16 protein-coding genes are annotated in these 23,608 nt (G+C 75.8%); 14 read left to right on the forward strand and 2 right to left on the reverse strand.

The features are described from left to right. The 3 genes from SCATT_RS26415 to SCATT_RS26425 all read left to right on the forward strand — a co-directional run bounded on the left by SCATT_RS26415 (window position 1) and on the right by SCATT_RS26425 (window position 7,884). The gene (locus SCATT_RS26415; RefSeq protein ID WP_014628732.1) at window positions 1-3,909 is read left to right on the forward strand and encodes a Pls/PosA family non-ribosomal peptide synthetase; all 3,909 of its coding nucleotides are present in this window, start codon (window positions 1-3) and stop codon (window positions 3,907-3,909) included. Between the two features lie 49 nt (window positions 3,910-3,958). Next, a complete protein-coding gene (locus SCATT_RS26420; protein ID WP_202446746.1) occupies window positions 3,959-5,407 on the forward strand; it encodes a M1 family metallopeptidase in 1,449 nt (482 codons plus the stop codon). Between the two features lie 80 nt (window positions 5,408-5,487). Next, window positions 5,488-7,884, forward strand: a complete 2,397-nt coding sequence (locus SCATT_RS26425) for a GH92 family glycosyl hydrolase (RefSeq protein WP_202446747.1) — start codon at window positions 5,488-5,490, stop codon at window positions 7,882-7,884. A 22-nt stretch (window positions 7,885-7,906) separates the two neighbouring features. Here SCATT_RS26425 and SCATT_RS26430 read toward each other — a convergent pair whose 3' ends face one another. Beyond that, window positions 7,907-8,212 (reverse strand): hypothetical protein, encoded by a 306-nt coding sequence (locus SCATT_RS26430; protein WP_014146284.1) that lies wholly within the window; start codon window positions 8,210-8,212, stop codon window positions 7,907-7,909. A 230-nt stretch (window positions 8,213-8,442) separates the two neighbouring features. On the opposite strand from SCATT_RS26430, the gene SCATT_RS38835 reads away from it, so the two are divergent. From SCATT_RS38835 to SCATT_RS26485, 11 genes are all read left to right on the forward strand, one after another. Continuing rightward, entirely contained in the window at window positions 8,443-8,922 is a 480-nt protein-coding gene (locus SCATT_RS38835) for a hypothetical protein (RefSeq protein WP_014146286.1), read from the forward strand. Between the two features lie 57 nt (window positions 8,923-8,979). Beyond that, window positions 8,980-13,575, forward strand: coding sequence for a cation-translocating P-type ATPase (locus SCATT_RS26440; RefSeq protein ID WP_014146287.1), 4,596 nt, complete (start codon window positions 8,980-8,982; stop codon window positions 13,573-13,575). A 195-nt stretch (window positions 13,576-13,770) separates the two neighbouring features. After that, window positions 13,771-14,265, forward strand: a complete 495-nt coding sequence (locus tag SCATT_RS26445; protein WP_014628735.1) for a hypothetical protein — start codon at window positions 13,771-13,773, stop codon at window positions 14,263-14,265. Beyond that, complete coding sequence (locus SCATT_RS26450) at window positions 14,249-15,211, forward strand: bifunctional lysylphosphatidylglycerol flippase/synthetase MprF (RefSeq protein WP_014146289.1); 963 nt, start codon at window positions 14,249-14,251, stop codon at window positions 15,209-15,211. Before SCATT_RS26445 ends, SCATT_RS26450 begins: the two co-directional genes overlap by 17 nt. A gap of 105 nt (window positions 15,212-15,316) precedes the next feature. Beyond that, window positions 15,317-16,456 (forward strand): acyl-CoA dehydrogenase family protein, encoded by a 1,140-nt coding sequence (locus SCATT_RS26455; protein ID WP_014146290.1) that lies wholly within the window; start codon window positions 15,317-15,319, stop codon window positions 16,454-16,456. Window positions 16,457-16,538: 82 nt separating this feature from the next. After that, window positions 16,539-17,660: an SDR family oxidoreductase gene (locus tag SCATT_RS26460; RefSeq protein ID WP_014146291.1), complete on the forward strand. Its 1,122-nt coding sequence runs from the start codon at window positions 16,539-16,541 to the stop codon at window positions 17,658-17,660. Continuing rightward, a complete protein-coding gene (locus SCATT_RS26465; protein ID WP_014146292.1) occupies window positions 17,657-18,946 on the forward strand; it encodes an aspartate aminotransferase family protein in 1,290 nt (429 codons plus the stop codon). The genes SCATT_RS26460 and SCATT_RS26465 overlap by 4 nt, the downstream gene beginning before the upstream one ends. A gap of 65 nt (window positions 18,947-19,011) precedes the next feature. Beyond that, window positions 19,012-19,491, forward strand: a complete 480-nt coding sequence (locus SCATT_RS26470; RefSeq protein ID WP_014146293.1) for an SRPBCC family protein — start codon at window positions 19,012-19,014, stop codon at window positions 19,489-19,491. After that, the gene (locus SCATT_RS26475; RefSeq protein ID WP_014628736.1) at window positions 19,463-20,059 is read left to right on the forward strand and encodes a flavin reductase family protein; all 597 of its coding nucleotides are present in this window, start codon (window positions 19,463-19,465) and stop codon (window positions 20,057-20,059) included. The genes SCATT_RS26470 and SCATT_RS26475 overlap by 29 nt, the downstream gene beginning before the upstream one ends. Then, window positions 20,056-21,390, forward strand: coding sequence for an NAD(P)/FAD-dependent oxidoreductase (locus SCATT_RS26480; RefSeq protein ID WP_014628737.1), 1,335 nt, complete (start codon window positions 20,056-20,058; stop codon window positions 21,388-21,390). The genes SCATT_RS26475 and SCATT_RS26480 overlap by 4 nt, the downstream gene beginning before the upstream one ends. Window positions 21,391-21,452: 62 nt before the next feature. Beyond that, window positions 21,453-22,691: a wax ester/triacylglycerol synthase domain-containing protein gene (locus SCATT_RS26485; protein WP_014146297.1), complete on the forward strand. Its 1,239-nt coding sequence runs from the start codon at window positions 21,453-21,455 to the stop codon at window positions 22,689-22,691. Window positions 22,692-22,755: 64 nt separating this feature from the next. On the opposite strand, the gene SCATT_RS26490 is transcribed toward SCATT_RS26485, so the two are convergent. Continuing rightward, entirely contained in the window at window positions 22,756-23,607 is an 852-nt protein-coding gene (locus SCATT_RS26490) for an SAM-dependent methyltransferase (RefSeq protein WP_014146298.1), read from the reverse strand. Window position 23,608 lies beyond the last annotated feature (1 nt).

Below are 23,608 nucleotides of genomic sequence, written 5' to 3' on the forward strand. Positions count from 1 at the left end.
TTGACCCCTCGTTCGAGATCCGCCGACCCGGCACGCCGGGCCGCACCAGCTCCCACCGCACCGGACACCGGCGCGGTGTGGCCCGCGGTATCCCCGGCGCCCCCCCGGACCCTCGTCGACATCCTGCTCGACACCGTCCGCCGGCACCCCACCGCACCGGCCCTCGACGACGGTTCCACGCTCCTGACCTACCGTGCGCTGCTGGCCGACGTCACCGCCCTCGCCGGCAAGCTGCGCGCCGAGGGCATCGGCGCCGGTGACCGGGTCGGGATACGCGTCCCGTCCGGCACCGCCGATCTGTACGTGGCCGTGCTGGCCGTGCTGTACGCGGGCGCCGCGTACGTGCCCGTGGACGCCGACGACCCGGACGAGCGGGCCGAGCTGATCTGGTCCGAGGCCGGGGTGTGCGCGGTGCTCGGGGCCGAGCGGTCGTTGACGCTGCGTCCGGAGGTGGCGGTGGGGGGTGTGGAGCGTGGTCCGGGTCCGGGGGATGACGCGTGGGTGATCTTCACGTCGGGGACGACGGGGCGGCCGAAGGGGGTGGCGGTCGGTCATCGGTCGGCGGCGGCGTTCGTGGACGCGGAGGCGGGGTTGTTCTGCCGGGAGCGGCCGTTGGGTCCGGGGGACCGGGTGCTGGCGGGGTTGTCGGTGGCGTTCGATGCGTCGTGTGAGGAGATGTGGCTGGCGTGGCGGCACGGGGGGTGTCTGGTGCCGGCGCCGCGGGAGGTGGTGCGGGCGGGGGCTGACTTGGGTCCGTGGCTGGTGGAGCGTGGGGTGACGGTGGTTTCCACGGTGCCGACGCTGGCGGCGTTGTGGCCGGTGGAGGCGTTGGCGCGGGTGCGGTTGCTGATCGTGGGGGGTGAGGCGTGTCCGGCTGAGCTGGTGGAGCGGCTGGGTGCGGGGCGGGAGATGTGGAACACCTATGGTCCGACGGAGACCACGGTGGTGGCGTTGGCGGCGCGGCTGGTGCCGGGTGAGCCGGTGCGGATCGGGGTGCCGCTGGCGGGGTGGGAGGTGGCGGTCGTCGACGCCCGTGGCCGTGCGGTGGCGTGGGGTGGGACGGGTGAGTTGTTGATCGCGGGGGTGGGGACGGCTCGTTATCTGGACGCGGTCAAGGATGCGGAGAAGTTCGGTGCGCATCCGGTGTTTCCGGGGCGTCGGGTGTACCGCAGTGGTGATCTGGTGCGGGCGGAGCGGGCGGGTCTGGTCTTCGCCGGACGTGCGGACGAGCAGGTGAAGCTGGCGGGGCGCCGGATCGAACTGGGGGAGGTCGACGCGGCGTTGAGCGCGCTGCCGGGGGTCCGCGCGGCAGCCGCGGCGGTACGGCAGAGCCCGGCCGGCGGCCAGGTGCTCGTCGGTTACCTGGTCGCCGAGGACGGGCCGCTGGACCTGGCGGCCTTGCGGCACCGGCTCCTCGACGCCCTGCCGCAGGCCCTCGTCCCCGTACTGACCGTGGTCGACCGGCTGCCGGTACGCACCTCCGGGAAGGTCGACCGGGCCGCCCTGCCCTGGCCACTGCCGACCCACGAACCGCGGGCCGACGGGGTGCCGGAGGGCACGGCGGCATGGCTCGCCGAACGGTGGCGCGAACTGCTGGGCGTCCCGGTCACCGCCGACGCCGACTTCTTCGCCCTCGGCGGCACCAGCCTGACCGCGGCCACCCTGGTGACCACGCTGCGCGAGCGCTACCCCGAGGTCTCCGTCGCCGACCTCTACCACCACCCCGGCCTGCGGCAGCTCGCCGACCACCTCGACACCTCGGCCGGAAGCGGCGGCACCCGGCGCGACGTTCGTCCGGTACCGCGCCGCGCCGGAGCCGTGCAGGCCGCCGTGGTGACCGCGCTCGCCACCTTCACCGGACTGCGCGCGCTGGTGGTGCTCGCCGCCGTGGACAACCTCCTCGGAGCCCTGCCGTGGGCGACGCACACCTCGTGGTGGACGGTGGCGGCCGGCTGGCTCGTCCTCCACAGCCTCCCGGCCCGGCTGCTCCTCGGCGCGGGCGCGGCCCGGCTGCTCACCCGCGGGATCCGCCCGGGCAGCCACCCGCGCGGCGGCCGGGTCCACCTGCGGCTGTGGGCGGCCGAACGGACGGTGGCCACCGTCGGGGTGCCCCATCTGCTCGGCACCCCGTGGGCCCCGCTCTACGCCAGGCTGCTGGGGTGCGCGGTGGGCCGGAACGTGGTGCTCCACGCCATGCCGCCGGTGACCGGCATGGCCGCCTTCGGCGACGGCTGCGCGGTGGAACCCGAGGCCGACGTCGCCGGCCACTGGCTCGACGGCGACGTGCTCCACGTCGGCCCGGTACGCGTCGACGCCGGCGCCCGGGTGGCCACCCGCGCCACCCTCCTCCCCGGCGCCCACCTGGGCCCCGGCGCCGAACTCGCCCCCGGCGCCTGCGCCACCGGCCCCGTACCCGCCGGCCGCACCTGGACCGGAAGCCCGGCCCGCCCCGGCCGGGACGCCGTGCGGTCCGAAGACGTATCGGCCGGCGGTCCCGTCGGCGGGCGGGCGCGGTGGTGGCGTGGTGCCTACGCCGTTGCGCTGACCGGGCTGGGGGCGTTGCCGCTGGTCTCGCTGGTTCCGGCGGTGGCGGTGCTGTATCCGCTGGTGGCCGACGACCGGACGCTCGGGTCGCTCGTGGCTGACCTGTTGTGGAGCGCCCCGCTGCTGACCGTGGTCACGGCGGGTACGTACGCGGGGTTGCTGGCGGCCGTGGTGCGGGCGGTCGCCCCGGGGCTGCGCCCGGGGGACCACCCGGTCGACGGCGGTGCCGCGTGGTGCGCCTGGCTGACGACGCGGGTGATGGACACCGCCCGCAGGTCGCTCTTCGCTTGCTACGCCTCGCTGTTCACCCCTGTGTGGCTGCGGTTGCTGGGGGCGCGGGTGGGGCGCCGGGCGGAGGTGTCGACGGTGCTCACGCTGCCGGGGCTGCTGCGGGTGCGGGACGGTGCCTTCCTCGCCGACGACACCCTGGCCGCCCCCTTCGAGGTGCGCGGCGGCCGGCTGCGGCTGGGCCGGGCCGAGATCGGGCAGCGGGCGTTCCTCGGCAACTCCGGGATCGTCGGCCCGGGCCGCACCCTGCTCGCCGGCGCCCTCGTCGGGGTACTGTCGGACGTGCCGGAACACGCCGGACCCGGCACGTCGTGGCTGGGCCGGCCGGTCTTCCCGGTGGCCCGCACCGCCGACGCCGCCGATCCCCGGCGTACCTTCGACCCGCCGGCCCGGCTGGTGGTGGCGCGCGCGGCGGTGGAGTTGTGCCGGATCGTGCCGCTGATCTGCGCGGCGGTCCTGGCCGACCTGGTCTTCGTGGCCCTCCAGGCGCTGGTGACCACCGCCGGGGCGCCGGCCGCGGCGGCCTGCGGCGGGGTGCTGCTGCTGGCCGCCGGCACCGTGGCCTGCCTGACCGCCACCGCCGCCAAGTGGCTGCTGGTCGGCGCCTTCCGGCCGGGCGAACACCCGCTGTGGAGCTCGTTCGTGTGGCGCAACGAGCTGTACGACACCTTCGTCGAACAGCTCGCGGTGCCGTGGCTGGCCGGCGCGCTGCACGGCACCCCGATGCTCAACGCCTGGCTGCGCACGCTGGGCGCCCGCATCGGCCGCGGGGTGTGGTGCGAGACGCACTGGCTGCCGGAGACCGACCTGGTGCGGCTGGACGACGGAGCGAGCGTCAACCGGGGCTGCGTGCTGCAGACCCACCTGTTCCACGACCGGCTGATGCGGATCGACGCCGTCCGGCTGGCCGAGGGCGCAACGCTCGGCCCGCACTCGGTGATCCTCCCCGGCGCCCTGGTCGGCGCGGGAACCGTCGTCGGACCCGCTTCGTTGGTCATGCGGGGCGAGACGGTCCCGCCGGGTGGCCGGTGGATGGGCAACCCGGTGGCCGTCTGGCCGTCCGGCGACCGCCGGTGAGCCGGACACGGAAGGAGGAACGGAGCACTGAGGAGTCCACAGCGTGTCCATGTCGACGTCGACCCGCCGGGCCTTCCTGGCCGGGATGATCGCCTTGCCGGCCCTGGGCCTGGCCGCCGACGCCGCGGGTAGGAGCAACGACGAGATGAGGTTCTGGCCACGGCGGCACCACGTTCCGCCCGGTACCCGGTACTTCGCCGAGCACGGCGATCCGGAACTCCACGTCGCCGAGTACGACCTGCGTCTGGCCTACCGTCCCGACCGCCGGACGCTGGACGCGGTCGCCCGGATCACCGCCACGCACGGCGCCGGCGCCCCCGGTGCCGACCTCGACCTCTCCTCCGCGCTCAAGGTCTCCGAGGTGCTGCTCGACGGCGCCCCGGTGCCTTTCCGGCACCACCGCGGCAAACTGCGGATCACCCCGGAGGGGGGCTTGCGCGCGGGGCGCCCGTTCCACGCCGAGGTGCGCTACGGGGGCCGGCCCAAGCCGCTGCGCACCGCCGCCTTCGGCGAGATCGGCTGGGACTACGACGAGGCCGACCCCACCGGTGTGATGGTGGCCAGCCAGCCCGTCGGCGCCCCCTCCTGGTACCCGTGCAACGACCACCCCGCCGACAAGGCCGCCTACCGCTTCGAGGTCACCGTCCCGGCCGGCCTCCAGGTGGTCGCCAACGGCGTGCTCACCGACCGCCGCCCGATGCCCTCCGGCGCTGAGCGGTGGACGTACGAACACGCCGGGCCGATGGCCAGCTACCTGGCCACCCTGGGCATCGGCAGCTACGTCCTCCACTCCCAGCACGGCGGCAGCGTGCCCATCCGCAACGCCTTCCCGGAGCGGCTGGCCGCCCTCTTCCACCACGACTTCGGCCGCCAGCCGCAGATGACCCGGGTCTTCACCGACCTGTTCGGGCCGTACCCGTTCGAGGTGTACGGGGCGGTGGTGGTCGACGCCGAACTCGACGACCCGGTGGAGAACCAGACGTTCTCCCTGTTCGGCACCAACCACCTCGACGGCCGGCGGGGCAGCGAGCGGCTGGTCGCCCACGAGCTGGTCCACCAGTGGTTCGGCAACAGCGTCACCCTCGCCGACTGGCGCGACATCTGGCTCAACGAGGGGTTCGCCACCTACGGCGAGTGGCTGTGGTGGGAGTTCTCCGGCGACCGCCCGGCCGCCGCCCACGCCGCCGAACACTGGGCCGACCTCGACGACGACCCGCAGTGGCTGCGCATCGGCGACCCCGGCCCCGACCGCATCTTCGACGACCGGGTCTACACCCGTGGCGCCTGCACCCTGCACGCGCTGCGCACCACCGTCGGCGACGACCGCTTCTTCGCCACGCTGCGCGCCTGGGCGGGTGAATACCGCCACCGCAGCGCCGGCACCGCCGAGTTCATCGCCCTGGCCGAACACCACGCCGGCCGCGAGCTGGGCTCGCTCTTCACCCCCTGGCTCTACGAGAAACGGCTGCCGCCGCTGCCCGGGACCACCGGCGCCTGACCGCGCGGGGCGCGACCCGACACGCGGCGGCACCCCGTGTCGTCACCGAAACAGCGTGCGCGATCACCCATCGTAAGGGGATGAGATCTTTCCACTCACGCCTGTGGACCCCGCTGGTGGCCGCGACCACGGTCGTGCTGCTGGTGGGGTCGGCAGGGCCGCTGCCCGCCGCCGACGCCGCCGGATCCGTCACCGATCTGGTCAACCCGTTCGTCGGCACCGCCAGTGACAGCAACACCTTCCCCGGGGCCGCGGTGCCCTTCGGGATGGCCCAGGTCTCCCCGGACACCGGCTACTTCGCCGGGTACGTCTACGGCGGCCCCCGCAGCCGGGCCTCCGGCCACTACCGGGCCTACGACTACGCGCAGAAGCGGATCCGCGGCTTCAGCATGGTCCACCTGTCCGGGGTCGGCTGCGGGGCCGGCGGCGACCTGCCGACGCTCCCCACCACCGGCCCGGTCACCTCCACCGACTACGCCGACTACGCGGCCTCCTTCTCGCACGCCTCCGAACGGGCCACCCCGGGCTACTACCGGGTCCGCCTCACCTCCTACGGCGGCATCACCGCGGAGCTGACCGCCACCGCGCGCACCGGACGGCAGCGGTACTCCTTCCCGGCCACCCGCACCGCCAACGTCCTGGTCAACACCGGCCAGGCGCTGCACAAGGTCACCTCCAGCAGCGTCACCGTGCTCGACGACCGCACCGTGGCCACCACCGTCACCGGCCGCGGCTTCTGCGCCGACACCCGGCCCTACACGCTGTACGCGATCACCCGCTTCAGCAGGCCCTTCACCGCCCACGGCACCTGGAACGGCCGTACCGTGACCGCCGGTTCGCGGCACACCGCGGGCGGCGGGCGGCGCGGCGCCTACCTGCGTTTCGACACCCGTTCCGACCGCACGGTGACCGCCACCACCGCGCTCAGCTACGTCAGCGCCGCCGGCGCGCGGCGCAACCTGGACCGCGAGGGCGGCGGCGGTTTCGACACGGTGCGCGAGAACGCCCGCCGCGAATGGGAGCGCCGGCTCGGCCGGTTGCGGGTGCGCGGCGGCACCGAGTCGCGGCGGCGCATGCTCTACTCGGCGCTCTACCACGCGCTGCTGTCACCCAACGCCGCCGACGACGTCAACGGCGACTACCGCGGCTGGGACGGCCGCGTCCACCGCGCGCGGGGGTTCCGCTACTACCAGAACTGGTCGTTGTGGGACACCTACCGCACCCAGGCGCGGCTGCTGGAGCTGTTCGCCCCCGGTGAGGCGCGCGACATGGCGCTGTCGCTGCTGAAGGTGAGCCAGCAGGGGTGGCTGCCCAAGTGGGGGCTGGCCACGGTGGAGACCAACGTCATGACCGGCGACCCGGTCACCCCGTACCTGACCGACGCCTACGCCCAGGGGCTGCTCAAGGGACACGAGGAGGAGGCGTACACGGCGCTCAAGCGCAACGCCGACTCGGTGCCCTCGGCCTCCTCGCCCTACGAGGGACGCGGCGGCAACCCCCGCTACCTCAAGGACGGCTACGTGCCGCTGGAACCGCACGCCGCCCACAAGCCCGGCGACTACGACCCCGTCCAGGGCGGTTCGGCGACCCTGGAGTACGCGCTGGCCGACGCGGCGCTCGCGGCGATGGCGCACGACCTCGGCCACGACGCCGACGCCGAGCGCTTCCTGGCCCGCGGACACAACTACCGCAACCTGTTCGACCGCAGGACCGGGTGGTTCCGGGCCCGTGACGCCCGCGGCGCCTTCACCGGCCCGGCCGACCCCAAGGACAGCGTCGGCTTCCACGAGGGCACCGCGGCGCAGTACATGTGGCTGGTGCCGCAGGACCTGCCCGGACTGGTCGACCTGATCGGCGGCCGGAAGCGGGCCAACGCCCGGCTCGATGCCTTCTTCGGCTACGACCGGCTGCTGAAGGACCCCTCCGGCACCGCCCGCACGGTGTGGGTGCACGGGCCGTTCGACTACTACCACCAGAACACCTACAACCCGCAGAACGAGCCCGACCTGCTGGCGCCCTACACCTACCTGGCCACCGGCGAGCCGTGGAAGAGCGCCGACGTGGTGCGGGCCGCCCTCGCGCTCTACGGCGACAAGCCGAACGGCATCCCGGGCAACGACGACATGGGCACCATGTCGGCCTGGGCGGTGCTCTCGGCCATCGGCGTCTTCCCGGTGCAGCCCGGTACGCCGGTGTGGGGGCTGAGCACGCCCGCGTTCGAGCGGATCGACCTCGCCCTCGACCCGGCGTACTACCCCGGCGGCCAGCTCACCGTCACCGCGCCCGGCGTCTCCGACACCAACCGCTACGTGCGCTCGGTGCGGGTCGGCGACCGGTCGTGGCCGGCCACCTGGCTGACCACCGACGACCTGCGCAGGAGCGGCACGGTGGCGTTCACCGTGGGCGGCTCCCACAGCCGCTGGGGCACCGGGGACGACGACGGGCTGCCCGCGATCGGGCCGCGCCGCGACAGGTGAGGCGCCCCCGCCCGGCCCCGGCTCACCCCCGCCCCTGGCGGTCGGTGCCGGTGAGCCGGGCGGCCAGCCAGTCGGCGCCGCGCGCGGCGAGCGCGCGGCGCCGCATCCGCCGGGAGCGCGGCAGCAGCGGCGGGGTGACCGGGGCGGCGGGGACGGTGGCGACCCGGGCCAGCCGGCGGCCGGCCAGCGCCAGGGCGCCCAGCAACTCGGCGCGGACCGCCGGATCACGGGTGGCCAGCAGCGCGGTGTAGAGCCCCTCGATGTCGGCGACCGCGGCGGCCACCCGCAGATTGGTCTCGCGGATCCGGCGTAACCGTTCCCGTGACATCAGTGACGCTCCCCCCATCGGCCGGCCCGCCACCGGACCCCGGAAATTGCCTGGTTGCGCAATGTAGCAAACAAGACGTGAGGTCGCCGCCCGGTATCCCCCGGGGGTGGTCGCGCGGGGGCATCCGCATGACGTGCGGTGTGACATATGCCGATAATCTGGGCATAGAGGGTGGACAACGCGACGGCCGCCGCCGCGCCACCGTCCCCGAGCCGCGATCGGAGACCCCCATGAGTGACAGTGACACCACGGGCACCGCCACCGCCACCACCGCGCAGGACCGGCCGTCGGCCACGGCGACCCTCACCCGCCCGGTGCGCGCCATGGCCTCGACCGTGTCGCACGTACCCGGCGCCACCTCGGTCACCTCGGCGCTCGGCGGCGTACTGGACAAGGTCTCCGCGGTCTCCCCGCGCACCCGGCGCATCGCCGCCTACGCCGGGGCCGGTGTGCTCGGCGCCGTCGGGGTGGTCGAGTGGCCGGTGGCCGCGGCCGGCGCCGCCGTGGTCTGGCTCACCCAGCCCCGCCCCCGGCAGACCACCCCCGCCGGGGACGTCGCCGAGACCGTGGCGCAGGCCCGCGAGACCGTGCAGCCGCACCCCGAGGACGAGACCGCGCACCCGGACGAGGCGCCCCGCCCCGCCCGCACCGTCAAGCCCTCCGCCAAGACCGCCCGGTCCTCCAAACCCCGCGCCAAACACCACGGCTGACCCCCCATCCGCCGGCCCCGCCGACCCCACGGCGTCCGGGTGACCCGAAGGTGGCACATGCTTCCACGGCTGCTCACGCGCCTGCCCGTCGTCGGGCTCGACCTGGCGTTCTCCGCGCCGGTGCACGCCGCCCGGCTGGTGGTGCCCCCGGCCGGCGCCGCGGTGCGCTCCGCGGTGGACCTGGCCGGCACCGGGGTGCGCACCACGGTCGGCGGCGCCGCCGCGGCCACCGCGACCGCCGTGCGGGTCGGCCGGGTCGCCCGCCAGGCGCTGGCCGGGCCGGGCGGCCCCTGGCAGGCCGGCAAACGCCTCCAGTTCCCGCTGCGGCCCCGCCCGCAGGTCGCCCACGCTCTGGAGGACAGGGCCCGGAAGGTCGCCGCGCTCCTGGCCGAACACCCCGACGTCCTCACCGCCTACTGGGACGGCGGCCTGGGCCGGCTGGTCGTCCAGGTCACCGAGGACGCCGTCACCGACCGCGTGGCCGACCGGGCCGGCCGGCTCGCCGCCGACCACCAGCTCGACCAGCCCGAGGACCGCGCCGAGGAGGGCCCCGTCCACCCCGGCGACGTACGCCACGTACGCGCCGCGGTCGCCGCCCTCGCCTGCGACGCGGCCGGCGTGGCCGCCGCCCTCACCGCCCGCACCGCCCATCTGCGCAGCGCGCCACGGCTGGTCACCGCCCTGGTCACGTTGGCGCGTGAGGACTCCCGGGTACGCTCCCGGCTGGCCGGCCTGCTCGGCCCGGCCGGCGCCGACCTCGCCCTCACCGCGGTCAACGCCGCCGCCCACGGCATCGGGCAGGCTCCCACCGCGCTGCTGCTCGACGCGGCGCTGCGCGGCAGCCAGCTCGCCGCGGCGGTGGCCCGCGCCGCCGCCTTCGACGCCGCCCACGACACCGTCTGCGTACCGGACCGGACCAGCCCGCCCGCCACCGGCCACCCCCGCCCGCCGCTGGCCGCGCTCCCCGGCGAGACCTACGCCGACCAGGCGGTCACCGGCAGCGTCGTCGGCGCCGCCACCACCTTGCTGTTCACCCGGGACATGGCGGAGGCCGCCGAGGCGGTGCTGGCCGGATCGCCCAAGGCCGCCCGCTACGGCCCGGCCGCCTTCACCGCGGCCCTGGGCACCGCGCTCGCCCGCGACGGGGTGCTCGTCCGCGACCCCGACCGGCTGCGGCGGCTGGAGTGCGTGGACACCGTGGTGCTCCACCCCGAGGCGCTGCGCGGCACCCGGCGCACCGTGCTCGACGTCCACCCCAACGTGCCCGGCTGGGACCACGACCGGCTGTGGCAGGCGGCCACCGCCGCGCTGCGGCCACCCGGCGAGGCGCCACCGGACGGCGCCGGCCCCGCGCTGGACCTGCGCCCGGTGCCCGACGCGGGCCCGCTGCCGGCCGAGGACGCCACCGGCCTGATGATCGCCACCGCGGCCGGCGAGGACGTCGGCACCGTACTCGTCGGCCGCGAACTCGACCCCCGCGCCGAAGCCGTGCTCGGCGCCGCCCGCCGCGCCGGACTGCGGGTCATCGTCGCCGACGACCCGGCGCTGGAGGACTTCCGCGCCCTCGCCGACGAAGTGGCCGGCGCGGAACGCCCGTTGGACGAGATCGTGGCCGGCCTGCACCGCCAGGGACACGTGGTGCTCGCCGTCGCCCGGGTGCCCGCCGCCCGCCATCCGGCCCCCGGCCGGGCCGGACTCGACCCCGAGGCCGACCGGCTGCGCCACGGGCTGCTCCGCGCCGACCTCGCGGTGGCCGTCACCGACGAGCACAGCGCCGTGCTCTGGGACGCCGACCTGCTCGCGCTCGACGGACTCCAGGGCGTCTGGCGGCTGCTGACGGCGGTGCCGGCGGCCCGCACGGTCAGCCGTCACGCCAGGATCTTCGCGCAGGCCGGCGCCGCCCTGTCCGAACTGCTGGTCATCACCCGCGGCAGACGCCCGCACCACGCCCCGCGCCCGGCCGGCTTCCGGCTCAGCCCGGTCAACGCCGCGGCGGCAGCCGCCCTGCTGTCCGGCTGGCGGGCCGCGCTGACGGTCGCCACCCGCCCGGTGCCGCACCCGCGCCCCCGCGTCCACTGGCACGCCCTGGAACCCGCCGAGGCGCTCGACCGGATCGCCGCCGTCGCCCCCCGGCCGCCCAGCGGCCCGGCCGCCGTCCGCGCCAAGGCGGCCGGCGCCGCGGGCGCCCTCGCCCGGCTGCCGGTCCTCACCCCGGTACGGATCACCGCCCACCTGGCCGGCGCCGTACGGGCCGAACTCGACGACCCGCTCACCCCGGTGCTCACCGTGGGCGCCGCCGCCTCCGCGCTGCTCGGCTCCACCATCGACGCCCTCCTGGTGGCCGGTGCCCTCGGCATCAACGCCACCGTCGGCGGCGTCCAACGGCTGCGCGCCGAGAGGGCGTTGGCGGCGCTCGCGGTCGGCCAGCGGCGCAAGGCCCGCCGGGTGGGCGAGGCCGGCGCCACCACCGTCGACGCCGCCCGGCTGCGCCCCGGCGACATCATCGAACTGGGCACCGCCGACGTGGTCCCCGCCGACGGCCGGCTGCTGGAGGCGGACGGCCTGGAGGTGGACGAGTCCTCGCTCACCGGCGAATCGCTGCCCACCGCCAAACACCCCGCGGCCACCCCGCGGGCCACCGTCGCCGACCGCCGGTGCATGGTCTACGAGGGCACCACCGTGGTGGCCGGCCGCGCCCGGGCCGTCGTGGTGGGCACCGGGGAGCAGACCGAGGCGGGCCGGGCGGCGACCCTGGCGGCCCGCGCCCCGGCCGCGGCCGGCGTCCAGGTGCGGCTGCGCCGGCTGACGTCCAAGGTGGTGCCGCTCACCCTGGCCGGCGGCGCGGTGGTCACCGGGCTCTCCCTGCTGCGCGGCCGTCCGGTACGGGACGCGGTGGGTGGGGGAGTGGCGGTCGCGGTGGCCGCCGTCCCCGAAGGGCTGCCGCTGGTGGCCACCGTGGCGCAGATGGCCGCCGCCCGCCGGCTGAGCCGGCACGGCGTCCTGGTACGGGCCCCGCGCACGCTGGAGGCGCTGGGCCGGATGGACACCATCTGCTTCGACAAGACCGGCACCCTCACCGAGAACCGGCTGCACGTCGTCACCGTGGTCACCGCCGACGGCACCACCGCGCCATCCGGCGCCGGGGCCGCCGCCGTCCTGCGGCCGGCCGCCCGCGCCTGCCCGCGCAAGGCCGACGACACCGGCGCCCACGCCCACGCCACCGACGAGGCCGTGCTCACCGCCGCCCCGCCCGACCCCGACTGGCACCCGCTGGCCCAGCAGCCCTTCGAGGCGAGCCGCGGTTACGCCGCCGCGGTCGGCCGCCCCGGCGACGCCGCCGCCCTGCTGGTGGTCAAGGGCGCCCCCGAAGTCGTCCTGCCCGCCTGCCGTCGGACGGCGGCCGACCCCGAACGCGTCGTGCAGAAACTGGCCCGGCAGGGGCTGCGCATCATCGCGGTGGCCCGGCGCGCGGCCGGCCGGCGCCCCGCCGCCGACGTGCTCGCCGAACCCCTGGCCGACCTGGAACTCCTCGGCTTCATCGGCCTGGCCGACGCCCCGCGGGCCGGCTCCGCGCCGCTGATCGCCGCGTTGCGGCAGGCGGGCGTGCGCCCCGTGATGCTCACCGGCGACCACCCGCAGACCGCCCGTGCGGTCGCCGTGGCCCTCGGCTGGCCGCCCGACGTCACCGTGGCCACCGGCGACCGGCTGGCCGCCCTCGACCGCGACGGCCGCGCCGCGCTGCTGCGCGACTGCGACGTGGTCGCCCGGGTCGCCCCGGAACAGAAACTCCAGGTCGTCGAGGCCCTCCAGGCCGCCGGGCGGGTGGTGGCCATGGTCGGCGACGGCGCCAACGACGCCGCCGCGATCCGCACCGCGGACATCGGCGTGGGGATCGCCGCCCGCGGCTCCGCCGCCGCCCGCAACGCCGCCGACCTGGTGCTCACCGGCGACGAACTGCTGCCGCTGTTGGAGGCGGTGGCCGAGGGCCGGGCGCTGTGGCACAGCGTGGCCGACGCTGTCAGCATGCTGCTCGGCGGCAACGCCGGGGAGGTCGGCTTCACCGTGCTGGGCACCCTGCTCTCCGGCGCCTCACCGCTGTCCACCCGGCAGTTGCTGCTGGTCAACCTGCTCACCGACATGTTCCCGGCGATGGCGCTCGCGGTCACCCCGCAGGACCGCCCCGGGCCGGACGAGGGCACCGGGGACACAGGCGGCACCGGGGTCGCCGCGCTGGGGGCACCGCTGACCCGGCAGATCCGGCGGCGCGGGGTGATCGCCGCGCTCGGCGCCACCACCGCCTGGCTGATCGGCACCCTCACCCCCGGCTCCGCCCGGCGCACCAGCACCATGGCGCTGTGCGGCCTGGTCGGCGCGCAGCTCGCCCAGACCGTCGTGGGACGCCGGCGCAGCCCGCTGGTGCTGGGCACCGTCCTCGGCTCGGCCGTCGTGCTCGCCGCGCTGGTGCAGACCCCCGGCGTCAGCCACTTCTTCGGCTGCACCCCGCTCGGCCCGGTGGCCTGGGCCGGGGTGGCCGTCGCCCTCGGCGCCGCCGTCCTCGCCCCCAAGGCGCTCCCCGCCGCCGAGGAACGCCTCCTGCGGCAGGCCCGCCGGCTGCGCCGCCCCACGGCCACCGGGCGGACCGCGCCCGCCTGACGGGCCGGCCCGGCGCGGGCGTACCGGCGACCCGACCGGCGTACCGTTCCGCGCCCCGGTGGCACCGGTAGGCAAGTCGGCTTATTCCACGAGGGGTTGGCCACCCTGGTGCGTAAACAGGGGTGAAAAGACATCCTGGTGGGGGCGGCGATGCCGGGCAGCCCGCCCCTGCCGCGACATCCCTGGAGCGCCGTCGTGGATGCGAAGAACCGCTTTGAGACAAAGGTCACCTTCCGGCTCTCCAGACTGGAATGGCTGACCGCGCTCGTGATTTCGCTGGTGCTCGCCTACCGCCATCTGACCGACATCCGCTGGCCGGTCTTCGCCGGGCTGTTCGCGGGAATCGACGCCATCGGCTACCTGCCCGGCGCGATCGCCTTCCGGCGCAGCTCCGACGGGCGGATCGGCCGCGGTTACTACGTGGCCTACAACCTCATGCACAGCCTGGTGACCGCCACCGCGATCGCCGCCGGCTGGGCGCTGCTGGTGAAACCGGAATGGGCGCTGCTCGCGCTGCCGATCCATCTCATGGGCGACCGGGCGCTGTTCGGGAATTCCCTCAAACCGTTCGGCATCTCCTTCGAACCGGAAAAGCACCCGGCCTACACGGAATTCGAGCGCCATTACCGTACGGCACCGACCGGTGCCCGCCGTGACCTCGCGGAGGGCGCCGATGCCGTCCGTGCTTGACACCCTCGCCGTGCACAGCGACAACCCCAGCGCGTTCCTGGCGCTCAACAGCGGCAACGAATACTTCCAGGACGGCCGTTTCGACGGCGCGTGCGCCTACCTGAAGTCCGGGCGCCACGTGTTCCAGTTCGGCGGGCCGTTCGCCGCCGAGGGCGACCGCGCCGCGCTGCTCGACGCGTTCGCCGAACACTCCGGCCGCCGGCTCGTCGCCGTCCAGCTGCAACGCGACGACGCCGAGCTGTACGCGGCACGCGGCTTCACCGTCAACCAGCTCGGCGCCTCCTACGCCGTCGACCTCACCCGCTTCACCCTGCGCGGCTCACCCTTCGTACGGCTGCGCAACAAGATCTCCCGGGCCCGCCGCGCCGGGCTGGAGGTCACCGAGGCCGAGGTCGGCGACGACACCGCCGAGCTGGACGCCATCGACCGGTGCTGGCTGCGGGACAAGGGCGGACACGCCAAGGAGCTGCGCTTCCTGGTCGGCCAGCGCACCGGTCCGCTCCAACGCCACCGGCGGCTCTTCGTCGGCCGCATCGACGGCTCGGCCGTGTGCTACATCAACTACTCCCCGGTCTTCGGCAGCCGACCCGGCTGGCTGCACGACCTGAGCCGGCGGCGGCCCGACGCGCCCCCCGGGGTGATGGAGGCCGTCAACGCCACCGCCATCGAGCGGATGACCGAGGAGGGCGCCGGCTGGCTGCACTTCGGCTTCACCCCCTTCACCGGCCTCGACCCGGCCTGCGAACTCCCCGGCGCCAGCCGCACGTTCGCCCGCGTGGTACGGCTGCTGGCCGAGCACGGCAAGGCCGTCTACCCGGCCGCCAGCCAGCTCGACTACAAGGAGAAGTGGGCCCCGCACGCCGTACTGCCGGAGTACATCGCCTTCCGCGGCCGGCCCAGCCTGACCGCGGTGCTCCGCCTGCTGCGCGCCACCAACGCGCTGTGACCCGCGCGGCGGCCGGCCCCGCCCACCGCCGCCGGCCGCCCCGGGGCCCCAGGTCGCCCAAGGCCCTTCAGCCCATGGTCCCCACTGCCGGAAGGACGTCCGGTTATGCGATTCCTCGACCGCGAACGCACCGCGTTGGCCAAGCTCCTGCCCGACCTGGACGCCGGGCTGCGGGAAGTGCCGCTGATGGAGCTGGAACGCCCGCGCAGCCCCGGTATCGAGCTGTTCCGGGCCGGCGGCGGCCCCGGGCTGCTGGTGCCCGAGTCCCACCAGGGCAAGGGGGCCACCGCGCTGGACGCGCTGCGGGTGCAGCGGGCCATCGGCGCTCGTTCCCCGTCGCTGGCGGTGGCCACCACCATGCACCACTTCTCCATGGCCACCCTGGTCGGCCTCGGGGACGGCAACAGCGGCGACGGACTGGAGTGGATGCTGATCGAGGGGGTGGCGGCGGGCAACCGCATCGTCGCCTCCGGCTTCGCCGAGGGACGCCCCGGCACCGGCATCCTCGACCCCACCATGACCGCCCGGGTCACCCCGGACGGGGTGCGCATCAGCGGCGTCAAACGCCCGTGCAGCCTGGCCCGTTCCATGGACCTGCTGACCGCCAGCGTCATGGTGCCGCGCGAGGACGGCCAGGGCGAGGAGCTGGCGGTGGCGCTGGTGCCCGCCGACAGCGAAGGGCTCACCGTCAGCGACTTCTGGTCCAGCTCCTTCCTGGCCGGCGCCGAGAGCGAACAGGTCACCCTCACCGACGTCGTCGTCCCGCCGGAACTGCTGGTGCGCACCGCCGCCCCGGCCGGACAGCAGCTCGACGACCTCCAGACCGCCGGCCTGGTCTGGTTCCAGATGCTGATGACCGGCAGCTACCTCGGCGCCGCCAGCGCCGTGGTGGAACGGGTGCTGCTCAACGAGAAGATCCCCGAGCACGAGCGGGTGCGGCTGCTGGTGGAGACCGAGGGCGCGATGGCCGCCGCCGAGGGCATCGCGCGCCGGGTGGACGAGGGCGGCCCGGACGAATCCACCCTCGTCGACGCCCTGTTCGTGCGCTACACCGTGCAGGACACCATCGCCCGGGTGGTCCCGCGCGCGGTGGAACTCCTCGGCGGGCTCAACTTCATGACCTCCGACGAGATCGGCCACCTGGCCGCCTGCGCCCACGGGCTCGCCCTCCACCCGCCGTCCCGCGCCCGGATGACCGGCCCGCTCGCCGACTACCTCGCCGACCGGCCGCTGTCCATCGCCTGACCCCACGCCCGCGCCCGGCCGCCGCACACCGTCCCGCCCGCGGCACCGGGCCACACCGCGAACCCGCAGGGGGAACCACACCATGTCCACGTACCCGTTGCGTCCCACCACCGCGTCACCCCACCCGGCGCCCGGCCGCCGGCGCCCCACCCTGCTGCTCACCGGCGGCTCCGGGGTGCTCGGCCGGGCGCTGATCGACGAACTCGTCCGCGACTTCGACCTGGTCTGCCTGCGCCACCACCGGCCGCTGGCCGACCCCCGGGTCCGCGAGGTCGGCGCCGACCTGGTCGCCCCCGGTCTCGGGCTCACCGCCCGCGAGCGCTACCAGCTCGCCACCGAGGTGGACGTGGTCCTCCACTCCGCCGCCCAGACCAACTGGCGCACCCCGCCCGAGGACATCTGGCACACCAACACCCAGGGCACCGCCGGCCTGCTGGAGCTGGCCGCCCGCGCCGACGCGCCGTTCTACTACATGAGCACCGCCTTCGTCGCCAGCGAACTGGGCCAGGAGGACCGGGAACGCTTCCCCGGCGCCGCCGCCTACCTCGCCTCCAAGACCGCGGCCGAACAGATGGTGCGCGACAGCGGGCAGCCCGGCGCCATCCTGCGCCCCTCCGTCGTCATGGGCGACTCCGGCACCGGCCGGATCGCCGGCCAGCAAGGGCTCACCAAGGCGCTCGGCGCCATCGTCCTCGGCCAGGTGCCGGTGCTGCCGGGCGCCCCGGAGGCCCGGGTGGACATGGTGCCGCAGGACTTCGTGGCCCGCGCCACCGGCGACCTGGTCCGGGCCGGCGTCACCGGCGGCGAGTACTGGCTGACGGCCGGCAAGGAGGCACCGCTGCTGCGCGAAGTGGTCGAGGTCTGCCAGGAGTTCGCGGTCGACAACGGGCTGCCCAAACCTCCCTCGCCACGGCTGATCCCGGTCGAGGCGGTGCACCGGCTGCTGCTGCCGATGCTGGAGGGCACCGCGCTGCCCGAGACGATGCGCAAGCGCTTCCGCTACTACGCCGAACTGCTGCTGGTCTTCCAGCGGGAGCTGCCCTTCGACTCCTCGATGGGCGTCGACGGCATCGGCCGGCGCCCCAGCCACGCCGCGATCCGCGCCGCGCTGCGCCGCAACGTGGACAGCTGGGCCGAGGGCAGGCCCGGACTGCTCGACCGCCGGGTCGCGGCCGGCGCCGGGGTGCGGGAGATGGCCTCGTGAGCGCCCCCGTCCGCCCCGCCGCCGTACCCGCACCGGCCGCGGCCGGCGAACCGCGGCCCGACGTCGCCGAGTTGTACCGCCGCCACCTCGGCAGCGGCCGGGCCGTGATGGGCACCGTACTGGGCGGCATGGCCGAGGTCGGCTCCGGCGGGCCGTGGGTCCACACCGACGACGGCCGCCGCTTCCTGGACTTCGGCGGCTACGGGGTCTTCCTGCTCGGCCACCGCCACCCGGCCGTGGTCGCCGCCGTCCACCGGCAGATCGACACCCACCCGCTGGCCACCCGGGTCTTCCTGGAACCGGTGGCCGCCCACGCCGCCGAGGCGCTGGCCGCCCACACCCCGCCCGGACTCGACCACATCCACTTCGTCAACTCCGGCGCCGAGGCCACCGAGACCGCGCTCAAGCTCGCCCGGGCCGGCGGCCACGACGCCATCGTCACCACCCGCGGCGGCTTCCACGGCAAGACGTTCGGCGCGCTCAGCGTCACCGCCAACCCCAAGTACCAGGAGACGTTCCGGCCACTGCTCCCCGGCGTCACCGAGGTGACCCACGGCGACGCCGCCGAACTCGCCGCCGTGCTCGCCCGGTTGGGGGAGCGCGCCTGCTTCGTGCTGGAACCGGTGCAGGGCGAGGGCGGGGTACGCATCCCGCCCCCCGGCTACCTCGCCGAGGTCGCCGCGCTCTGCCGCCACCACGGCGCCTTCCTGATCGTCGACGAGATCCAGACCGGCATGGGCCGCCTCGGCAGCTGGTGGGGGGTGGACGCCGAACAGGTGGCGCCGGACGCGCTGCTGATCGGCAAGGGGCTCAGCGGCGGCGTCGTCCCGGTGGCCGCCGTGGCCGCCACCAAGGAGGCGTACGCCCCCTTCAGCCGCGACCCGTACCTGCACACCTCCACCTTCGGCGCCTCCCCGATCGCCTGCGCCGCCGCGCTCGCCACCGTGCGGACCATGGTGCGCGAGGAGACCGTGGCCCGCGCCGCCGCGCTCGGCGAGCGGCTGCTGGCCGGGGTACGGCAGGTGTGCGCGCCCCACCTCGGCACGCTCGTGCGCGAGGTACGCGGCAAGGGGCTGCTGATCGGCATCGAGTTCCACCGCGAACAGGCGGTCGGCGAACTCGTCCTGGAGATGGTCGGCCGCGACGTGCTGGTCAACCACTCGCTCAACTCCACCACCGTGCTGCGGCTGACCCCGCCCGCCGTGGTGGACGACGCCGCGGTGGAGCTGTTCCTGACCACCTTCGCCGACGCGCTGCGCGTCACCGCGGCCCGGCTGCCCGGCTGAACTCGCCGCAGCACGCCGTCCCCGCCGCCCACCCGGCGGCCCACCGCACCCCAGAAAGGCACACCATGCGCCATGTGGTCCTGCACGCGATGGCCCACGCGCTGCAACCAGCCGCGGCCTACGAGCGCATCAGCGACTTCCGCCGGTACCCCGAACTCACCGACACCGTACGGGAGGTGCTCGTCCAGGCACCGCTGCCGGACGGCTCGGTGGTCTCCGAGTGGACCGTCTCGTTCCGCAACGGGCTGATGCGCTGGCGGGAACGGGACGCGTTCTCCCCCGAGACGCTCTCCATCACCTTCGAACAGCTCACCGGCGACTTCGAGGTCTTCAACGGCAGCTGGCACTGCGCCCCCCGGGACGGCGGCACCCTGATCACCTTCGCCGCCGACTTCGACCTGGGCATCCCCACCCTGTCCGAGATCATCGACCCGGTCGCCGAATCCACCCTGCGCACCAACATCGCCCGCATCCTGCACGGGCTGACCGGCGCCGAGATCGTCGAGGAGGCGCAGGGTGAACCCGCCGTCGCCGCTCGTGGCTGAGGCCGCCACCGGCCACCGTCCGGCCACCGCGGCGGACGGACCCGGCTGGGACCCGCTGGACGCCGAGCCGGGCCCCGACGCCGCCCGCTGCCTCGGGCTGTACGCCAAACTCGCGGCCGGTGTCACCGTGGTCACCGCCCGAGGCCCGGACGGACCGCTGGGCATGACGGTCTCCGCCGTCACCTCGCTCTCCGCCCGCCCGCCGCTGCTCCTGGCCTGCCTGCGCAACGGCTCCCGCACGCTGACCGCCATCCGCGGCAACGGCTCCTTCGCGGTCCACCTGCTGCGCGAGGAGCAAAGCGGCCTCGCCGCCCGGTTCGCCGACCCCGCCGCCACCGCCGCCGAACGGTTCGCCGGCGCCCAGGGCCGCCAGGTGCTCGGCGTCCCGGTGCTCTCCGGCGCGCTGGCGTGGACCGTCTGCCTCCTGTCCGACGTGCGGCGGTACGGCGACCACCACCTGGTGGTCGGGCGGGTGGCCGCGGTCCACGTGGGCGGCGGGCGCCCGCTGCTGTGGCACGACCGCCGCTTCGGCACGCTCACCGGCGCCACGGGGGGCGAGGCCGGATGACCCCAGCCCCGGACGGCACCCCCTGCTGGGTGCCGGACGACGGCGGCCCGGCGCTGTCCCCGCTGCCTGCCGTGACCGGCGAGACCGGCGCCGACGTCACCGTCGTCGGCGCCGGTCTCGCCGGGCTCTCCACCGCCTACCACCTCGCCCACCGCGCCCCGGGGCTGCACATCGCCGTGGTCGATGCCGGCCACCCCGGGGCCGGCGCCAGCGGCCGGGGCACCGGGCTGCTCGGACCGCGCGCCGGCCCCGCCGTGGACGTCGCGGTCCGCCGCTACGGCCCGGCCACCGCGCGCCGGATGTACCAGGCGAGCCTGCGCGCGGTGGCCGACGTCCTCGACCTGTGCGACCGCCTCGGGGTGCGCCGAGGGGTCCGCCCCGGAGAGCAACTGGTGGCCACCCGCTCGCCCGGCGGACTCATCGCGCTGACCCGGCAGGCCGACGCCTACCGCGCCCTCGGCCTCGACGTGCCGGTGCTCACCCGCACCGCGCTGCGCCGCCGCCTCGAACCGCCGTACACCGCCGCCCTGTTGTACCGCGACGCCGCCACCCTCGACCCGGCCGCGCTCACCCGCGCCCTCGCGACCGCCTGCGCCGCCAAGGGGGTGCACCTGTACGGCGCCAGCCCGCTGCGCGAGGTGCGCGCGGGACGTCCCGGCGGCACGCGGCTGGTCTTCCCGCACGGCACCGTGCGCACCGGGCAGGCCGTGCTCGCCGTCGGCGCCGCCGCCGCGGCCGGGGCGCCGGTCGGCACGGTGCTGCCGTTGCAGGTCTACGCCATCGCCACCGCGCCGCTGCCGCCCGCCGCCCGCAAGGCGCTGGGCGGCGGCGCCCTCTCGGTGGTGGACGCGATGCCGCTCGCCCCCTACTTCCGGCTGCTGCCGGACGGCGGCCTGGTGGCCGGCGGCGGCACCGTCACCCACCTCCCGGACCCGGACGCCCGCCACGCGGACCGGGCCCGCGGGCGTGCCTGGGCCTGGCTGGCCGGCTGGGTCCGCGGACTCCACCCCGAACTCGCCGGGGTACCGGTGACCCACCGCTGGGCCGGCCGCATCGGCCACACCCTGGACGGCCTGCCGGTGGTCGGCCCGGTGCCCGGCCGGCCCGGGGTGTGGTACGTCGGCGGCTGCTGCGGCCACGGCCTGGCGATGTCGGTCGCGCACGGTGCCCACCTGGCCGGCGAACTGCTCGGCGAGGGCTGCCCGGAGCCGGGCGGACCGCTGCCCTGGCACCGTTCCCGCGCCCCCCGCCTGCCGCTGCCCGCCCCGGCCCGTCCGCTGCTGCGCGCCGCGCTGGCCACCGCGGGCCGCGCCGCCCGGCGCAACTGCTGAGCGCCCCCGGCCACTTCGACCCACCCGACCCGGCGAAACCGGCAACCAGAGAGCGAGCCGCGATGCACCCACAGCCCCGCACCGCACGGACCGTGCCGCTCGGCGCGGCGGACCTGGCCTTCCTGGAAAGCGGCGGGGAGAAGACGCTGCCCACCGTGTTCATGCTCAACTTCGCCGGTCCGCCGCCCACCCTGGACGCGCTGCGCGCCCGGGTCGCCGAACGCGCCGGGCGCGTCCCGGTGCTCGGCTGCCGGGTCACCACCTCCCGCCGGGCGCTGGAACGCGTCGAGCGCCTCGACCTCACCCGCCACGTCCGCGAACTGTCGCTCCCCGGCCCGCTGGACGACGGGCACATCGCCACCCGGATGCTCTCCCGCCCGCTGCCCGGTCTCGACGGACCCCCCTGGGACCTGTGGCTGGTGCACGGCACCGAGGGCGGCTACCGGGTCGTGCTGCGGGCGCCGCACGCCCTCCAGGACGGCGCGGGCGCCGCGCACACCGTCCGCGCGCTGCTCGCCGACGAACCCGGCGGCGGGCCGCCCGCGCACCGTCCCTCCCGGCCCCGGGCCCGCGGCTTCCTGGACACCCTCGGATACGTCGCCGCCGCCTTCCGCGACGCGGGCCCCATGCCCGCGTTCGCCGCCCGCCCCACCGGGGTCACCGAGGTCTGCCACGTCGACACCCCGGTGGCCCGGCTGCGCGCCATCGGCCGGGCGGTCGGCGGCAGCGTCAACGACGTCTACCTCGCCGCGCTCGCCCACGCCGTGCACACCTGGCACGCCAAGGAGAACGGCGCCGTCCATCCGCCGCTGCCGGTCGTGGTGCCGATGTCGGTGCGCCGGGCGGGGGAGGAACACGCCCCGGGCAACCGGATGGTCACCGCCCGGCTGCTGCTCCCGTGCGACCAGGACTCGCCGTTCGGCGCGCTGGCCGCGGTGATGGCACGCACCGCCCGGCTGCGGCGCAGCGGACAGCGGGACGCCACCCGGCTGCTGATGACGGCCACCCCGCGGCGGATCGCGGCCAACCTCGGCAAGCGCATGGTGCACGGCTCGACGGTGGCCGCGGTCACCAGCGGCGTCAACCTCGGCGACCCGTTCACGTACCAGGGCGATCCGGTGGTCAACGCGGCCGTGTTCACCGACGCCATCGCCGGCGTGATGTGCGTGGCCGTCCTCACCGGCTGCGGCGGCAACGCCCGGTTCACCTTCGTCCACGACCGGGCGCTGCCCACCGCCGACGAGATCCCCGACCTGTGGCTGGCGTCGCTGCTGGAGCTGGACAAGGCGCACACCGGCTGACGCGCGGCGGGCCGACGCGAAGGTCCCGGGGCGATCACGCCCCGGGACCTTCGCGTCGCAGCGCTCATCGCACGCCGGTGACCAGGAAGACCACCTTGGCCGCACCGGCCTTGGTCAGGAACGGCAGCAGCGTGGCGAACCGCTCCATGGCGTACGGCAGCGCGAACAGATCGGCGACCTGGGTGGCCCAGCCCAGCGAGCCCCACCAGTTGACCGGGTCACCGATCTGCCAGTGCCACCCCAGCCCGCGCGAGGCCAGCGACGTCAGGAACGGCGCCACGAACGGCGAACCGGCGGCCCGCGCGTTGACGCACTCGGCGGAGAACGTACTGCCCGGCGCGGAGAGCGCCGCCATCACCGCGGCCACCGCGGCCACCTGGTCCGGCTCGCGGAAGTACAACGGGCTCTCGCACAGCCACGCCGTGGGCCGCGCGGGGTCGAACCCGGCGGCGATCAGCGCCGGCCCCCAGTCGGCCGCCAGGTCCGCCTCGACCACCGTGCGCTCCGCCCGGGGCGGACGCCGCCCGCCCAGCACCCGTTCCTTCAGCGCGAAGACCGACGCGTCGTCCACCTCGAACACCCGCACCCCGTCCGGCCACTCCAGCCGGAAAGCCCGGGCGTCGAGGCCGGCGCCGAGCAGCACCACCTGGCGCCGCCCGGTCTCCGCCGCGGCCAGCAGGAAGTCGTCGAAGAACCGGGTGCGCACCACCATCCAGTCCGGCAGCAGCTGCTGCAACGGCCCGTTCCCGGGCGGCCCCCCGGTGAACCCGGCCGCCGCCAGGAACTCGGCGGCCCACGGATCGTGCACCAACGGCGTCGGGCGGTTCGCCTCCTGGGCGTGCGCGCCCGCCGTCCACAGTGCCTCCGGGCGGATCAGGATCTCCGGTGGCGACAGGGGTACGGGGCTCTCCGGCATG

The sequence above is a fragment of the Streptantibioticus cattleyicolor NRRL 8057 = DSM 46488 genome, assembly GCF_000240165.1.
Taxonomy (GTDB): domain Bacteria; phylum Actinomycetota; class Actinomycetes; order Streptomycetales; family Streptomycetaceae; genus Streptantibioticus; species Streptantibioticus cattleyicolor.

Coding starts and splice junctions, on each gene's coding strand:
- SCATT_RS26430 (WP_014146284.1), bottom strand. CDS start 8,212: ATGTCACGGGAACGGTTACGCCGGATCCGCGAGACCAATCTGCGGGTG.
- SCATT_RS38835 (WP_014146286.1), top strand. CDS start 8,443: ATGAGTGACAGTGACACCACGGGCACCGCCACCGCCACCACCGCGCAG.
- SCATT_RS26420 (WP_202446746.1), top strand. CDS start 3,959: ATGTCGACGTCGACCCGCCGGGCCTTCCTGGCCGGGATGATCGCCTTG.
- SCATT_RS26425 (WP_202446747.1), top strand. CDS start 5,488: ATGAGATCTTTCCACTCACGCCTGTGGACCCCGCTGGTGGCCGCGACC.
- SCATT_RS26460 (WP_014146291.1), top strand. CDS start 16,539: ATGTCCACGTACCCGTTGCGTCCCACCACCGCGTCACCCCACCCGGCG.
- SCATT_RS26480 (WP_014628737.1), top strand. CDS start 20,056: ATGACCCCAGCCCCGGACGGCACCCCCTGCTGGGTGCCGGACGACGGC.
- SCATT_RS26485 (WP_014146297.1), top strand. CDS start 21,453: ATGCACCCACAGCCCCGCACCGCACGGACCGTGCCGCTCGGCGCGGCG.
- SCATT_RS26440 (WP_014146287.1), top strand. CDS start 8,980: ATGCTTCCACGGCTGCTCACGCGCCTGCCCGTCGTCGGGCTCGACCTG.
- SCATT_RS26470 (WP_014146293.1), top strand. CDS start 19,012: ATGCGCCATGTGGTCCTGCACGCGATGGCCCACGCGCTGCAACCAGCC.
- SCATT_RS26490 (WP_014146298.1), bottom strand. CDS start 23,607: ATGCCGGAGAGCCCCGTACCCCTGTCGCCACCGGAGATCCTGATCCGC.
- SCATT_RS26450 (WP_014146289.1), top strand. CDS start 14,249: ATGCCGTCCGTGCTTGACACCCTCGCCGTGCACAGCGACAACCCCAGC.
- SCATT_RS26455 (WP_014146290.1), top strand. CDS start 15,317: ATGCGATTCCTCGACCGCGAACGCACCGCGTTGGCCAAGCTCCTGCCC.